The following is a 15,840-nucleotide window of genomic DNA, read 5'->3' on the forward strand; positions in this document are numbered from 1 at the left end:
CCCGGGTGTGTGCGTATGATTTTTGCAGATCGTACAAGGGGGCAGTTTGTGCCTGAAGAACAGATCGCAGCAACGATAAACAATAACAAAAATACTTTAGGGAGAGATAAACCATGATTAATACATTGAATATTTTACTGCTGGAGGATTGCGTTGAGGATACATGCCTGATCCGCAACCATCTACGCAATTCAATGAAAAGCCCGTTCCAGTTAATCCACTTCCGGAAACCCGAGGAAGTCAGCACCTATCTGGCCTGCCATAGACAAGACGTAGATATTGTCCTTATGGACGTTTCGCCGTTCAAACAGCAAGACGGGGAAGCCATGCACCGCGAATTTGAAGAAATCGCCCCTGACCTGCCCATGATTGTTATTGGCCCTCACAACTATGACATGGCACTTAGCTACGTCGCGGGCGGCGCAGAAGATTACATCAGCTTCGTCCACATGGCCCAAAGCAGCCAGCTACTGCGCAACAAAATTGAATTTGCGCTCAAACGGCACCGGATCTTGTCCAACGCCATCCGTAAGGCCCGCCATGACCTTGCCGAAAAGCAGCAAATTATTTCCTGGCTGTCGGGAAGCTATTCCGTTGAAAACAACGGTTATTAGAGCACTCACAAAGCTTTTGCAAAGTGCGGCGCATACAAACGGAAAGAACTGTTCAGGTCGGTATTGTCATAGGCATAAAAATCGTCAGCCAGCTCCTGATAATGCGGCAACAGTCTCGTAAGCGCCTGCGCCCGGTCATAGATCATCGCTTCAGGCGTATAACGCCCCCGAGCGTTGGCCCGGCGTACGGCCTCCTCCGGCGTACAATGAACGTAATGCATTTCCAGCCGGTACCCTTTGTCTTTCAGGTTTTGCAACATAATCAGGTTTTCTTCGCGTGAACATCCCATATCCTTGATGATATCGTCGCCCTCATCCACCGCCATTTCAAACATTTGATAGGCCAGATCCCGCGCCGGCATTTCCCAGCGCTCAAAAGCTTCCTCCCGGCTTTTTTCCGTCAAATCTATCTGGTATTCCGGCAAAGCCTGCATGACACGGTCCGGGTTCAGGATAAAAGCATTTTGCGGGAAGCGTCCATCCTTCATCGCCTGCATCACAAACGTACTTTTTCCGGCGCCCGGCACCCCCGCCATAGCATAAACAACGGGCGGCGCATCGGCTTTCTCCTTGTCCAGAGACAAAAACCGTTCGTAAATCAAATCAATCGAAGCCTGTGAAATCGTCATGCCGGGCGCACCTGTCCTTTACCGCGTACGAACCATTTATAGCTGGTCAGAGCCTCCAGCCCCATCGGGCCGCGCGCATGCAGCTTTTGTGTCGAAATACCGATTTCCGCGCCCAGACCAAACTGGCCGCCATCGGTAAAGGCCGTTGACGCATTCACCATAACGGTCGAAGCATCAACCCGCCGCAGGAAAGTTTCCGTCACGTCTGGATCCTGCGCCAAAATCGCCTCGGTATGGCCTGACCCGTAACGGCGAATATGATCCATCGCGGCAGCGGCCGAAGGAACGAGCAACACATTCATCTGCAACGACATAAATTCTGTATCGCAGCTTTTATCATCGGCGACGTCCAGCAAATCAGATGGATAGAAACCTTCCAGCGCCACTTTGGCTGCATCATTGGCAAATATCCGCACGCCCTTGGCCGCCAGCGGCATAAGAAGTGTCTCCATATCCCCTGCAAGCGCCTCATGCACCAACAGCGTATCCAGGGCATTGCACACGGACGGACGCCGGGTTTTTGCATTTTCAATCACACGGGCAGCCATGGCCAAATCGGCGCTCTCATCGACATAAATATGCACAACGCCCCGCCCGGTTTCAATCACCGGTATTGACGCCGTTTCACGAACAAAATCAATTAATTGCTGCGATCCACGGGGAATACAAACATCAACATATTGATGGGCACGCAGCATAACAGGAACATATTCCCGTTCCGGCGGCATCAAATAAACAACATCAGGGTCAACCCCGTGCGCTTTCAAAACCTTGTGAGTCAACGCCACCAGAACAAGATTTGTTTCGTGCGCGTCACTACCGCCCCGCAGGACACAGGCATTTTGCGAACGAAAACACAGGGAAAACACATCCGGGGTCACGTTGGGCCGCGCCTCGTAAATCACGGCGATCACACCGATCGGCACACGCACACGCGATAAATCAATCCCGTTAGCCAGCGTCATCTCATCAATAACCTCCCCCACGGGCGAGGGCAAATCAGACACATGCTCGACATCGGCGGCAATAGCCTTGATCCGCTCCTCGGTCAACAACAGTCGGTCATAAAACGGGTTATCAGCCGCCATCTTCATCAGATCTTTTTCATTAGCCTCTAGAATTTGCTGCACATTATCACGCAGCATTTGCGCAAAATCACGCAAGACGGTTTTAATCTGGTCCTCGGCCATATCCTGCAAGGCATAACTCGCCTTTTTCGTATTCTCCAGAGATAAGAGAACATCATTTTCCGTTGTCATCACAGCACCTCCAGATGCAAGGCATCATAGTGAATAAATACAGGCTGGTTGTTGCGCCCGATATAACCGCCCAGAACATCAGCCCCATAGCGTGCCTGCCCGAACCCTATACGTTTTCGTCCTTCATCAAGAATTTCCACCACATCGCCCTTTTCAAAGCTGCCGGAAATCTCGCTGATACCGATCGGCAAAATACTCAGAACCTTATCCGATTCCTTCAAACGTTCCACCAGACATTCATTGACAATAATCGCCCCGCGTGGCTCTTCCAGATGCACCGCCAGCCAGCGTTTTTTACCGCCAGCTTTCCGCGCCGGTATAATCTTGGTTCCGATGTCTTCGCCCTTTACCAGACGCAGCAAAATACTTTTTTTCCGCGCCGGAGCGATATGACACGTTACACCGGCCCGCGCCATTTTCCTGACCGTATCCAGTTTGCTGACCATACCGCCCCGCCCACCGGCACTGGCTTGCGCACCGATCTTGGGCCACGCCCCGGAGGAAGGATTCATCTCACGGATCACAGCGCCGGTCTCAGGATCATAGACCCCGTCAACATTCGTCAGCAATATCAAGCGGTCCGCATTAATCTGCGCCGCCACCAGACCCGACAGCTGATCATTATCCGTAAACATCAATTCATCTACCGACAAGGAGTCATTTTCATTCACGATCGGCAAAACCGTTTTTTGCTGCAGCAATTCTTCGATCAAATGCGCAACATTGACAAAATGCCGGCGCTGCCGGAAATCATATTTCGTCATCAAAAGCTGCGCCGCCAGCATCCCGTGTTTTTGCAGGGCATCATTATAGGTATGGATCAAATTAGCCTGCCCCAAGGACGCCAAAACCTGTTTACCAATCACCGGATCGGAAAAATGTGCATTTTTATGTTGGGAAAGCCATAAGCCCCGCCCGGCCCCGACAGCACCGGAACTGACCAGAACGACAGCATGGCCGTTTTGTTTTAAAGCCACGATCTGTTCGACCAGAGCCACCACCATGCTCTTGTCGAGCGTGTTGTTCTCGCTCATCAGCGACCCGGTTCCTACTTTGACGACAATCCGCATTTCTTACCTGCAAAAACAAAGAGAAATTTATACGCCTTCAACCGAGGGACGTCAAAGGGCGTAAAACTGTTTGATCTGATAACTCAGGAACAAAAAGACGGCCTTCTTCCGAGGAGGCCGCCTTTTAAAATAATCAGGTGTATAAGCGCGTTTATTAAGCAGCGTCTTCCACAACAGACAGATTGGATGCCGCCATCCGACCCCGGTTTTCCTGCATTTCATACTGGACTTTTTGCCCTTCATACAGGGACTTCAAGCCAGCTTGCTCAACAGCAGAAATATGAACGAAAACATCGTTTCCGCCTTCCTCCGGGGTGATAAATCCAAATCCTTTAGTGGGATTGAACCATTTAACGGTACCAGAATTTGCCATAGGGCCTTCTCCTTTAAGTATAGTCATTAGTAAAGACCGGCCCAGTCACAAAGAAATAAGCCGTACTATCGCCTTTCAAAGTCAGACCTTCCTATCAGCCCATACAACCTGAAAAAGAACGAAAGTGGAAAACATCGTATGGCAAAACCATCCACAGAGCAAATAAAATCCACAGGGCACGCAATAATGTATTAAACCGCCTTTGCGGGCTTATCTTCGACAATCTCTCCATGACCATCATCAAGAACGGTCACAATCACGCGGTTACGGCCCTTTTCTTTAGCTTCATACAAAGCCTCGTCAGCTTTTCGGAGCAAGCCTTCAACATCGAACGCAGAACGAACTATAACGGAAACCACACCGAAACTTGCCGTATAGGACAAACTTTTCTGCGCGCCGTGTTCATCTATATATTCACAGGGCGTCTGCGCGACCTTCTCACGAAAGCGATCAATAATTTTAAAAGCATCGCTATCCGACATATTGTAAAGAACAGCGGCAAACTCTTCCCCGCCCAGACGTCCGGCAATATCACCGCCCCGAATAGAGTGTTCCAGCAAACCGGAGAAATGTTTAAGAACCTGGTCCCCGGCATGGTGGCCATAGGTATCATTAACCTTTTTAAAGAAATCAAGATCCGTCAGCATCACTGACACCGCTTTACTCTCACGCTGCGCCTGATCGAGAAGACCATCAGCACGCTGCATAAATGCCCGGCGGTTGTTCAGCCCCGTTAACGGGTCGCTAAACGCCTGCCTCTGCAGGTTTTTTTGATAGCGTATCGTGCGGCTGACAAGAGGACGGAAAATAAAAAGCGCCTCCATAAGCAAAACCGTCAAAATAAACATAACGTTCCAGAATTGCCAGCGAGCATAGCGTTCCGCTTCCCTGATCGTGTCCTCCTGATAACTTTCAAGAGCATAATCAATGCCCGACATCGTTGTACCGGTCAGCTCTTTGAGAAAAAAGTCGAGCGACTTTTTGCGCAGCTCAACCCGGCGGGCATCAATAGTGGCAAATTCCGATGCCTTTTCAATCAGGGCCAAAATATGATCGTTAACGGAATAAGGCACCTCAAAATACACCTGATAGAGCTGGTGCCCGACCCGCCGTTTCTTTTTGTATTTCTTTTCGATCGTTTCCGTCAGGGATTTGTGTAAAGTCTCGAATTCACTAACAGCGCCCTGTAAAAACTGTTTGTCCAGCTCGGCGCCGGTTAAATAAAGATTGGTTGCCGATAAAACAATTTGCTGAATTAAGGACCGCTCGCGCGCCACCATATAGGAAACCTCGGTGGCCACTTTTTGTTGTTTGGTCAGATGGGACGTCAGGAAATGGCTCTGTATACTGAAAATTGCGATGATGCAAAGAGCAACGATATAAGCCTCGGTCAAAGACTTGATCGCAAAATCCTTACTCCACAAGGATGAAAGCAAAGCGCTTTTATTCGCCAGCGCCTTTATTTTCTCGGCCATTTCGCCGTTTTCCATCTTATTCCCCTCACACAATCCTTGATCTTTTAACTATCTTATAGTCAGGAATCCCCCCAAGAGCGCATCTCTCACACGCTAGTTTACGACACAAATCTTTGAAAAACATTAACAGGGACGGAAAAGAAGCGCTAGCCCGAATAAAGCGCCCCATAATAAAAAAACCGCGCTCGGAAACCGGCGCGGCGCATAAATCATCGTAAAATCGTAAATAAGTTTGAAAAGACGGTTCAAATACGGGCTTAAAAGACCTGGCAGTGTTCTACTCTCCCACGCCTTAAGACGCAGTACCATCGACGCTGAGACTTTTCACGGCCGAGTTCGGGATGGGATCGGGTGTTTCATTCTCGCTATTGCCACCAGGTCGTTTAAACACGCATTTGAAAAGACCAATGTCTGAAATGTCGCAAAGAATATACCAAAGGACAGCGGATTTAATACTGTGCGCTATGATTTAAATTCAAGCCGATCGAGCAATTAGTACTGGTTAGCTTCATGTGTTACCACACTTCCACATCCAGCCTATCAACGTGGTGGTCTTCCACGGCTCTGATAGGGAGTCCTAGTATCGAAGGGGGCTTCCCGCTTAGATGCTTTCAGCGGTTATCCTGTCCGCACATAGCTACCCAGCGGTGCTCCTGGCGGAACAACCGGTACACCAGAGGTACGTCCACCCCGGTCCTCTCGTACTAAGGGCAGCTCTTCTCAAGACTCCAACTCCCACGGCAGATAGGGACCGAACTGTCTCACGACGTTCTGAACCCAGCTCGCGTACCTCTTTAAATGGCGAACAGCCATACCCTTGGGACCTGCTCCAGCCCCAGGATGAGATGAGCCGACATCGAGGTGCCAAACAGCGCCGTCGCTGTGGACGCTTGGGCGCTATCAGCCTGTTATCCCTAGAGTACCTTTTATCCGTTGAGCGATGGCCCTTCCATACGGGACCACCGGATCACTATGACCGTGTTTCCACACTGCTCGACTTGTCAGTCTCACAGTCAGGCGAGCTTCTGCTATTGCACTCACTGGACGATTTCCGACCGTCCTGAGCTCACCATCGCGCGCCTCCGTTACACTTTGGGAGGCGACCGCCCCAGTCAAACTACCCACCACGCAGGGTCCCTCTCCCGGATAACGGGAGCAGGTTAGACAACACAAGAATCAGGGGTGGTATCTCAAGGATGGCTCCCCACCGACTGGCGTCGATGGTTCAAAGCCTCCCACCTATCCTGCACATGACAATCATGCTGCCACTGCGAAGTTGTAGTAAAGGTTCATAGGGTCTTTCCGTCTAACCGCGGGTCCCGGGCATCTTAACCCGGAGTTCAATTTCGCTGAGCCCGCCCTGGAGACAGTGGGGAAGTCGTTACGCCATTCGTGCAGGTCGGAACTTACCCGACAAGGAATTTCGCTACCTTAGGACCGTTATAGTTACGGCCGCCGTTTACCGGGGCTTCAATTCAGTGCTTTCACACCTCCTCTTAACCTTCCGGCACCGGGCAGGCGTCAGACCCTATACGTCGTGTTGCCACTTCGCAGAGCCCTGTGTTTTTGATAAACAGTCGCCACCCCCTGGTCTGTGCCCCCCGTAAAAAGTTGCCTTAATACGGGGCTTGCTTATCCCGAAGTTACGCAAGTAATTTGCCGAGTTCCTTCAGGACGGTTCTCTCAAGCGCCTTGGTATTCTCTACCATCCCACCTGTGTTGGTTTAGGGTACGGTCTATTGTGGAGGCTATTTCCTGGATGTCCTTCACCGCATCTTCAATCCGATTAGAAGATACGATTTACGGCCACCGTCACACATCCACTGGCTCAGGAATATTAACCTGATTCCCATCGACTACGCGTTTCCGCCTCGCCTTAGGGGCCGGCTTACCCTGCGCGGATTAGCCTTGCGCAGGAAACCTTGGGATTTCGGCGAGAGTGTCTCTCACACTCTTTGTCGCTACTCATGTCCGCATTCTCGCTTCTGATACCTCCAGCCACCCTCGCGGGGGACCTTCGCAGGCTTACAGAATGCTCCGCTACCGTGCATAAATGCACCCTAAGCTTCGGTAAATGGCTTAAGACCCGATACATCTTCGGCGCGGGAGGTCTGTTAGACCAGTGAGCTATTACGCTTTCTTTAAAGGATGGCTGCTTCTAAGCCAACCTCCTGGTTGTCATGGACCTCCTACATCCTTTTCCACTTAGCCATTATTTGGGGACCTTAGCTGTAGGTCTGGGCTGTTGCCCTCTCGACCACGGACCTTATCACCCGTGGTCTGTCTGCCATGATTGTACTCCTGGGTATTCGGAGTTTGGTTAGGGTTGGTAAGGCTCGCGCCCCCCTAGCCTATCCAGTGCTCTACCCCCCAGGGTAAGACATGACGCTCTACCTAAATAGATTTCGCGGAGAACCAGCTATTACCCGGTTTGATTGGCCTTTCACCCCTAAGCACAGGTCATCCCGTTCTTTTTCAACAGAAGTGGGTTCGGTCCTTCATTGCGTGTTACCGCAACTTCAACCTGCCCATGCTTAGATCACCGGGTTTCGGGTCTAATCCTACATACTATTCGCCCTATTCAGACTCGCTTTCGCTGCGCCTTCGCCTAACGGCTTAAGCTTGCATGTAAGACTAACTCGCGGACCCATTATACAAAAGGTACGCCGTCACGGAATAAATCCGCTCCGACTGATTGTAGGCATCTGGTTTCAGGTCTGTTTCACTCCCCTTATCGGGGTTCTTTTCACCTTTCCCTCACGGTACTTGTTCACTATCGGTCGATCAGGAGTACTTAGTCTTGGAGGATGGTCCCCCCATGTTCAGACAGAATTTCACGTGTTCCGTCCTACTCAAGGACATAATTGCTTTCTACCGGTACAGGACTATCACCTACTTTGGTGTGACTTTCCAGACACTTCCCGTTCTTACAACTATGCCACTGGACTAGTCCGCGTTCGCTCGCCACTACTAACGGAGTCTCGGTTGATTTCCTTTCCTCTGGGTACTGAGATGTTTCACTTCCCCAGGTTTGCTTCTTACAGCTATGTATTCACTGCAAGATACTCTAAAAGAGTGGGTTTCCCCATTCGGAGATCCTCGGATTAACGGTTGTTGACACCTACCCGAGGCTTATCGCAGCCTGCCACGTCCTTCATCGCCTCTGATCGCCAAGGCATTCACCAGATGCCCTTCCTTAACGCTTGAATTCAAATCACGCACAGAATCAAATCCGCTGCAAGCAACGAACATCATCTGCTAGTGGTTGAATATATTCTCAACATTTTTAGTTAGACATTGGAGTAATCATACGTTTTCTCATCAAAAACGTATGATCGTCTTTTCAAACTTATTTACGATGTACAAAGAACCGAGGAATTCATATTCCTCGTCAAAACATCCAAAGGATGCTTTGATGAGAAATGGTGGACCCATGCGGGATCGAACCGCAGACCTCCTGAATGCAAATCAGGCGCTCTCCCAGCTGAGCTATGGGCCCTTAGAAAAGGTGGTGGGCCCGGCTAGACTTGAACTAGCGACCTCACCCTTATCAGGGGTGCGCTCTAACCACCTGAGCTACGAGCCCGTGCTCTTTAAAAGCTATCCGCCCGCACGGGCCGGTTTATTAGCCCAGACCGGCCGATCTCTTTCACTTCGGAAAAAAGGAATACGTAGACAGCAGCGCAAGATATGCCAAACACATCCTTAGAAAGGAGGTGATCCAGCCGCACGTTCCCGTACGGCTACCTTGTTACGACTTAGTGCCAGTCGCTGACCCTACCGTGGCCGGCTGCCTCAAATGTTAGCACACCGTCTTCGGGTAAAGCCAACTCCCATCACTTGACGGGCGGTGTGTACAAGACCCGGGAACGTATTCACCGTGGCATGCTGATCCACGATTACTAGCGATTCCAACTTCATGCACTCGAGTTGCAGAGTACAATCCGAACTGAGACTGTTTTTGGAGATTAGCTTGGCGTCGCCGCCTTGCTGCCCACTGTCACAGCCATTGTAGCACGTTTGTAGCCCTACCCGTAAGGGCCATGATGACTTGACGTCATCCCCACCTTCCTCCGGCTTATCACCGGCAGTCTCGTCAGAGTGCCCAACTTAATGATGGCAACAGACGATAGGGGTTGCGCTCGTTGCGGGACTTAACCCAACATCTCACGACACGAGCTGACGACAGCCATGCAGCACCTGTACATTGTCCAGCCGAACTGAAGAAATCCATCTCTGGAAATCGCGACAAGTATGTCAAGGGTAGGTAAGGTTCTTCGCGTTGCTTCGAATTAAACAACATGCTCCACCGCTTGTGCGGGTCCCCGTCAATTCCTTTGAGTTTTAACCTTGCGGCCGTACTCCCCAGGCGGTGTGCTTAATGGTTTCCCTGCGCCACTGAAGCCTCAAAGACTCCAACAGCTAGCACACATAGTTTACAGCGTGGACTACCAGGGTATCTAATCCTGTTTGCTCCCCACGCTTTCGTACCTCAGCGTCAGTTCCCGTCCAGTTGGCCGCCTACGCCACTGGTGTTCCTCCGAATATCTGCGAATTTCACCTCTACACTCGGAATTCCGCTGGCCCCTCCGGGACTCTAGTCAAGGAGTTTCGGAAGCAGTTCCAGGGTTAAGCCCTGGGATTTCACTCCCGACTTTCTTGACCACCTACATACGCTTTACGCCCAGTGATTCCGAACAACGCTCGCCCCATTCGTATTACCGCGGCTGCTGGCACGAATTTAGCCGGGGCTTCTTCTATGGTTACCGTCATCATCTTCGCCATTGAAAGAGCTTTACAACCCTAAGGCCTTCTTCACTCACGCGGCATGGCTGCGTCAGGGTTGCCCCCATTGCGCAATATTCCTCACTGCTGCCTCCCGTAGGAGTCTGGTCCGTGTCTCAGTACCAGTGTGGCTGATCATCCTCTCAGAACAGCTACTGATCGTCGGCTTGGTAGGCCATTACCCCACCAACTACCTAATCAGGCGCGGGCTCATCCCGAGGCGCCGGAACTTTGGGCCGGAGCCATTATTGGGCATTAGCACACGTTTCCATGCGTTATTCCCAACCTCGGTGTAGATTCCCACGTGTTACGCACCCGTGCGCCGGTTTCCACTATCCGAAGATAGCTTCTCCCTCGACTTGCATGTGTTAGGCCTGCCGCCAGCGTTCGTTCTGAGCCAGGATCAAACTCTAAAGTTTGATTCCATCTGCTCAAAGAATTTAATTTGTCCATAAAGACATTCTTTAACAGAAGTCAATATATAAGGACCTGCTTAGCTTTATTGCTTGCTTACACGTAACTTGTAGTTACTATAGTTAGCGATACACAAAACAAGCAGGTCGTTTTTCTGACGTATTCAACACATCAATTAATTCATACATAAAGTACAAACCAACGCACTGCTGCCTGCGTATCCCTTTTTTCCTTATCAACGATGTACAAGAACCGGCGCATCCCTTAAGGGGGACACTTAAAGCACGGGAAAACCCGCGCGTCGTTATTGACGAATGAGCATCTATATATAACCAGATGATTCTTTCGTCAACACTTATTCACCAAAATTTGGGCGAATAAAAAGCAGCGCCTGACTGATGTCTGAACCTCAAAATTTGGTCCTTCGCGCTGCCGAGGTCGGTCTTATATACCGGCTGTATTTTCCTGTCAAACATCTTTTTAAAGTTTTTTTAATTTTTTTTCATTTTAGCGTGAATAATACCTTTCTAAGGATTCACACGCCCCCTCCGACAGGATATACTTTGCATAGGCTTTCCGCCCTTTCTTTATCAAAGCACATATAATGATAACCCGCTCTATATTATTTTTTCTGCTGATCGGCCTGATCTTGTCGACAACGTCTTTTACCGGCGCCCGGGCCGAAACCCGTTTTCCGGTTGTACCGTCATGGCTGGACAACAACCCCGATCAAACCAGGGACATCGCTGCCGCTATAAAGAAACAAAACGTCCGTATGGCCGATATGGATATTACCGGCGCCCGCGAGGACGTTCCAAGCCGCCCGGTTATAACCCCGCACCATACAATGGACGTCCTCCATCAAATAGACCGGGAAACCAAACAACCGGTTTCCGCACTGGAAGCCAGCTATTCCGGCCGGATCGTCGATCAACTGGAACAATTCGGATACGATATGTTCGGGACGATCAATAATCTGGCCGCCGCGACTGACATCCCCGGCGGCGCCGTGCAGGATGATTTCGTTCTGGGCAGTGGCGACACATTGACCGTCACCTTTCGCGGCCAGCGCACTGATTCGAAAACCTATACAATCAACCGTCAGGGGCTTTTGATCGTCGACGACCTACCGCCGTTCTCGGCATCCGGCCAGACCATCGGCAATATCCGCAACCAGCTGGAATCCTATGCCGCCCAACTCCACAACACTCAAGTCTATATCTCTCTGGACGCCGTCCGGCAGATCGGGGTTCTGGTCGTCGGTCACGTCAAACAGCCCGGCCGCCAGAACCTGACCGTCTTTCATACGGTTCTTGATGCCTTGATGGAAGCCGGCGGCGTTGAGAAAACCGGCTCCCTGCGCCAGATCAAACTGGTCCGGGATGGACGCAGCACTTATATAGACCTTTACGGCTTGCTGATTCACGGCAGCGCCGGAATGGATTTGTCGCTGCGCAATGGCGACCGGATCATCGTCCCGCCGATTGGCCCGACCGTAGGAATCGCCGGAAACATCAAGCGCCCCGGCATCTACGAAATCCAGCGTCGCCTGTCCGGCATGTGGCACAAACCGGACAGAACCAGCGATACGCTTAATCTGGAGGATATGCTATCCATGGCGGGCGGCATTCTTTCGCCTGGCGAAAACCGTTTTCTGGATATGGGCCTGTCGACAGACGGCCAGGAAAGCATCCGCGAAGTCACTGATCCTTACGCCGCCACATTCCGCGACGGCACCATCCTGATGGTTCAGGCCAGCGATGAAAAGCGCCGGCATATGGTCGAATTGACCGGCCATACCCGCCGCGGCGGTTTGCATGCGTTGAATAAAGCCGAAACGCTGGCGGCTCTCCTGTCCGATGACAAGGTCTTCGGCCCGGACATTTATCCGCTGATGGGTGTGATCGAACGCTGGAATGGCGATCAGCTGGCCGCCGAAATGATTGCCTTCCCGCCCCTGCTGGTTTTAAAGGGACAATTCGACAGTAAATTACAAGACGGTGATGTGGTTCACCTGTTTTCCCGTGCCCAGATACAGGATCTTCAAACAAACAGCAAAGACATCCCAGGCAAAGAAGAAGGCTCCGCCCCGGAAATAGACGACGACCGGATCACCGATCCTGTTCTGGCCGCTTTTTTACGGGAACGCTCCGCCTATGTCCGCGGCGCCGTCCGGCAGGAAGGTGAATGGCCAGTGGCCGAAGGCGTGACACTGGATAACATTCTGGCCGTATCCGGCGGCATGACACTGGACGCCGATACATCAAACATCGAGGTCACCGCCTCCGATAGTAAAGCTGACATTTCAGGAAATTCCATCCAGCGCCTGACCATAGATACAAAAGAAACCAACCCTAAAGACATCACGATCGCCGCCGGGGATGCCGTGCGCGTTAATCAGAAATACATCCATCATGGGGAAAACAGCGTCCTGATCATCGGCGAAGTTCTGCATCCGGGACGCTATGATTTACTGCCGGGCGACAAGATGTCCGACCTGATGGCCCGCGCCGGCGGTCTGACCGAACAGGCCTACCCCGCCGGGGCGATTTTCAGCCGCGAGGCCGAACGCAAAGCCGAAGAGGCCCGCTTCCACATGCAGGCTCAGGATCTGGAGATCAAACTCGCCGCCGCGCTGGAGCAAAAAGAACAGCCCGACACCACCCAGATCAGCGCCGTCCAGCAGCTGATCGGCCAGCTGCGACAGGCACAGGCCGTCGGGCGCATCACCGTCGAATCCGATCCCGGCATTTTATCGTCACAGCCGGAGCTGGATATCCTTCTGGAGACCGGCGACCGTATCTATATCCCCAAACGCCCGTTGACGGTTCGTGTCAACGGCGAAGTGTTGTCTCCGGCAGCCCTGCAATTCCGCAAAGACAAAGACCCGCGCGATTACATTACCGAAGCCGGGGGCATGACCTACCACGCCGACAAGGAACGCGCCTTCGTCCTTTATCCGGACGGCAGCGCCCAACCCCTGCAGATCAGCAACTGGAACCACCGGGCCGTATTTATCCCGCCCGGCTCAACCATCGTCGTCCCGCGCGACCCCAAACCGTTTGATTTCATTGAAACGGCCCGCGATCTCAGCCAGATCATCGCCAATCTGGCAATCACCGGCATCTGGCTTGACGATCTGAGTCATTAAGATCAAACTCCGGCCATGTTATTTTCGATTATCACCGTTACCCGGAACAATCTGGAAGGACTCCAGAAAACGCATCGTTCCCTGATCCCCCAGACATGCCGGGATTTTGAATGGATCATCATTGATGGCGCCTCGACGGACGGCACCGCGGATTATCTTAAAAATCTGCCCGAAGGCTGGGTTTCCGAACCTGATAACGGCATCTACGATGCAATGAACAAAGGCATCACTCGCGCGCAGGGCGACTACCTGCTTTTTCTCAATGCCGGGGACCAACTGGCCACCGTTCACACACTGGCCCGGATCAGGGAAGCCTTAAAATCCCGCAAACCGGCACTGATCTATGGTGACGCGCTGGAGGAACGCCCCGGAGAATCTCCGGCGCTTAAACCGGCCCGCCCCCACAAAAAGGCCGCATGGGGGCTGTTCACCCACCATCAGGCCATGCTGTACAATCGCGCGGCGATCGGCGAGCGGCGCTATGACCTGTCTTATAAAATTGCCGCCGATTATGATTTCACACTGCGGGTTTTAAAGGCCAGCGCTGGCGATGCTTTATATGTCTCCCTGCCCGTCTGCCTGTTCGAAGCCGGTGGCCTGTCGCAGCAACGCACCCGGCTGGCCCGCAGCGAACAATTCACAATCCGCAAAGCCACTCTGGGCCTTAATCCGGTTTTAAACAGCGCGATCACGGGAAAACAAATCGCCGCTCAATTATTGAAAGACAATGCCCCGGCGTTTTACTGGCGCCTACGGACGCGGTGCTAACGGCGGCTCGGCGGGATCCGATTTCTTTCTGGACAAAACAGAATCCAGCAGCTGACGGCCTTTAGTGTTGGCATAAATATAATAAGCAATACTAAGCCCCACCATCGCCACCCCTGAACGTTGATAAAAGGAAGGCTGAAACGGTAAAAAAGAGCTATTCGCCGCCAGAGAAAAAATGGCGCAAGCAACCCCCATTGACGCAAACTCCATCGACTGTTCAAATTTCGGCTTAATCTCTTGGCAAAGACGGTCAACCACGGCCGGATTTTCCCGCTGCGCCCGGTCAATTTTATCAGGACGAATCCCTGTATATCGCTTGAAATATTGCCGTAAAGCACGACCGTCATCTGTTTTCATAAAGAAACCCTATGTCAGAAGCCATCCTTATGTCAACATTCGGTAATAGCGATGGCGGCTTTGCGCCAGTAACAGCCCTTCCCGGCCATCCAGAAATCCGGCTTTGACGATATAGCAATGCAGAAAAGCGATCACAGGGCGCAACCTCATAGCCCGGAACAGCCCCTTTAAAACCTCCCGCGCCGGAACCGGGTCACGGGGATAGGCCTTCCGGGCAATCATCCCGGCTTCCCACAGGGCATAGCCCTGATGACGCCTCTCCCATGCACGCGGATCGTCAAAAGCATAATGCAATAGCGGCGTTTTTAATTGGCCGACAGGCGCTTCCCCTGCCCCGCTTTTTTTCAAAACCGGTTGATAGTGCCCCTCGATCTCGCCCATACCGGGTAAATCCAGATCGTCCACCACGGGAAATTCTATTTTTCGGCGATCAAACAGGCATAATTTATTGTTCTGCAATCCGCGCCTGAGCACTTTGCCATTAACGACATAACGCCCCTTAACAAAATAGCCGGCCATGGCAAAATCAAGGCGGCGGATTTCCATCACAAGATCGGGCGGCACGACCTCATCGGCATCAACGAAAAACACCCATTCATGAGCCAGCTCAAGATGATCGAGACACCATTGCCGTTTTTTCGGATAACGGCCATTCCACATAAAATCGACAACCCGTACCCCGGCCTGCCGGGCGATGGCGGCTGTGTTATCGGCACTGCCTGAATCAACCACGATGACTTCGGAAAAATCCGACAACGCCGCCAGACACCGGGCCAGATGAGGCTCTTCATTTTTGGTGACAACGATCACCGATACCGGAATAGTCCCGCCTTTCATCATCACTCCCCGCACAAAACGCAGCCGAAACACCCGCCAACGCCCTGATAAAAAACAAAAATTTCAAATTAATGAGGTACGTACCTCGTGATACGTATCACATGACAC

The 15,840-nt window shown here is 51.8% G+C and carries 10 protein-coding genes, 2 tRNA genes and 3 rRNA genes; 3 read left to right on the top strand and 12 right to left on the bottom strand.

The window, feature by feature from the left end; all coding sequences use genetic code 11:
- Positions 1-113: 113 nt before the first annotated feature.
- Positions 114-614, top strand: coding sequence for a response regulator transcription factor (locus H6868_00125; protein MCB9987724.1), 501 nt, complete (start codon positions 114-116; stop codon positions 612-614).
- A gap of 5 nt (positions 615-619) precedes the next feature.
- On the opposite strand, the gene H6868_00130 is transcribed toward H6868_00125, so the two are convergent.
- The 10 genes from H6868_00130 to H6868_00175 all read right to left on the bottom strand — a co-directional run bounded on the left by H6868_00130 (position 620) and on the right by H6868_00175 (position 10,624).
- Positions 620-1,243 (bottom strand): zeta toxin family protein, encoded by a 624-nt coding sequence (locus H6868_00130; GenBank protein ID MCB9987725.1) that lies wholly within the window; start codon positions 1,241-1,243, stop codon positions 620-622.
- On the bottom strand, positions 1,240-2,502 hold the full coding sequence (locus H6868_00135; GenBank protein ID MCB9987726.1) for a glutamate-5-semialdehyde dehydrogenase: 1,263 nt from the start codon (positions 2,500-2,502) through the stop codon (positions 1,240-1,242). The genes H6868_00130 and H6868_00135 overlap by 4 nt, the downstream gene beginning before the upstream one ends.
- Positions 2,502-3,536 carry a glutamate 5-kinase gene (gene proB, locus H6868_00140; GenBank protein ID MCB9987727.1) on the bottom strand — a complete coding sequence of 345 codons (1,035 nt, stop codon included), beginning with the start codon at positions 3,534-3,536 and terminating at the stop codon, positions 2,502-2,504. The genes H6868_00135 and proB overlap by 1 nt, the downstream gene beginning before the upstream one ends.
- 190 nt (positions 3,537-3,726) lie before the next feature.
- Positions 3,727-3,945, bottom strand: coding sequence for a cold-shock protein (locus H6868_00145; protein ID MCB9987728.1), 219 nt, complete (start codon positions 3,943-3,945; stop codon positions 3,727-3,729).
- Between the two features lie 191 nt (positions 3,946-4,136).
- Positions 4,137-5,435, bottom strand: coding sequence for a GGDEF domain-containing protein (locus H6868_00150; protein MCB9987729.1), 1,299 nt, complete (start codon positions 5,433-5,435; stop codon positions 4,137-4,139).
- Between the two features lie 249 nt (positions 5,436-5,684).
- A 5S ribosomal RNA gene (gene rrf / locus H6868_00155) occupies positions 5,685-5,799 on the bottom strand.
- Positions 5,800-5,892: 93 nt separating this feature from the next.
- Positions 5,893-8,630: ribosomal RNA gene (locus H6868_00160) — 23S ribosomal RNA — on the bottom strand.
- A 213-nt stretch (positions 8,631-8,843) separates the two neighbouring features.
- A tRNA-Ala gene (locus H6868_00165) sits at positions 8,844-8,919 on the bottom strand.
- Between the two features lie 10 nt (positions 8,920-8,929).
- A tRNA-Ile gene (locus H6868_00170) sits at positions 8,930-9,006 on the bottom strand.
- Positions 9,007-9,122: 116 nt separating this feature from the next.
- Positions 9,123-10,624 (bottom strand): 16S ribosomal RNA (locus tag H6868_00175).
- Together the 16S, 23S and 5S rRNA genes with 2 tRNA genes alongside form the textbook arrangement of a ribosomal RNA operon.
- Before the next feature lie 599 nt (positions 10,625-11,223).
- Between H6868_00175 and H6868_00180 the strand changes: the two genes are divergently transcribed.
- Positions 11,224-13,770 (top strand): SLBB domain-containing protein, encoded by a 2,547-nt coding sequence (locus H6868_00180; GenBank protein MCB9987730.1) that lies wholly within the window; start codon positions 11,224-11,226, stop codon positions 13,768-13,770.
- Positions 13,771-13,785: 15 nt separating this feature from the next.
- On the top strand, positions 13,786-14,538 hold the full coding sequence (locus H6868_00185) for a glycosyltransferase (protein ID MCB9987731.1): 753 nt from the start codon (positions 13,786-13,788) through the stop codon (positions 14,536-14,538).
- Here H6868_00185 and H6868_00190 read toward each other — a convergent pair.
- Both H6868_00190 and H6868_00195 read right to left on the bottom strand, forming a co-directional pair.
- On the bottom strand, positions 14,521-14,895 hold the full coding sequence (locus tag H6868_00190) for a hypothetical protein (protein ID MCB9987732.1): 375 nt from the start codon (positions 14,893-14,895) through the stop codon (positions 14,521-14,523). The two genes, H6868_00185 and H6868_00190, sit on opposite strands and share 18 nt — an antisense overlap.
- 27 nt (positions 14,896-14,922) lie before the next feature.
- The gene (locus H6868_00195) at positions 14,923-15,735 is read right to left on the bottom strand and encodes a glycosyltransferase family 2 protein (protein MCB9987733.1); all 813 of its coding nucleotides are present in this window, start codon (positions 15,733-15,735) and stop codon (positions 14,923-14,925) included.
- Between the last annotated feature and the right edge of the window lie 105 nt (positions 15,736-15,840).

The organism is Rhodospirillales bacterium (assembly GCA_020638175.1).
Taxonomy (GTDB): domain Bacteria; phylum Pseudomonadota; class Alphaproteobacteria; order Micavibrionales; family Micavibrionaceae; genus JACKJA01.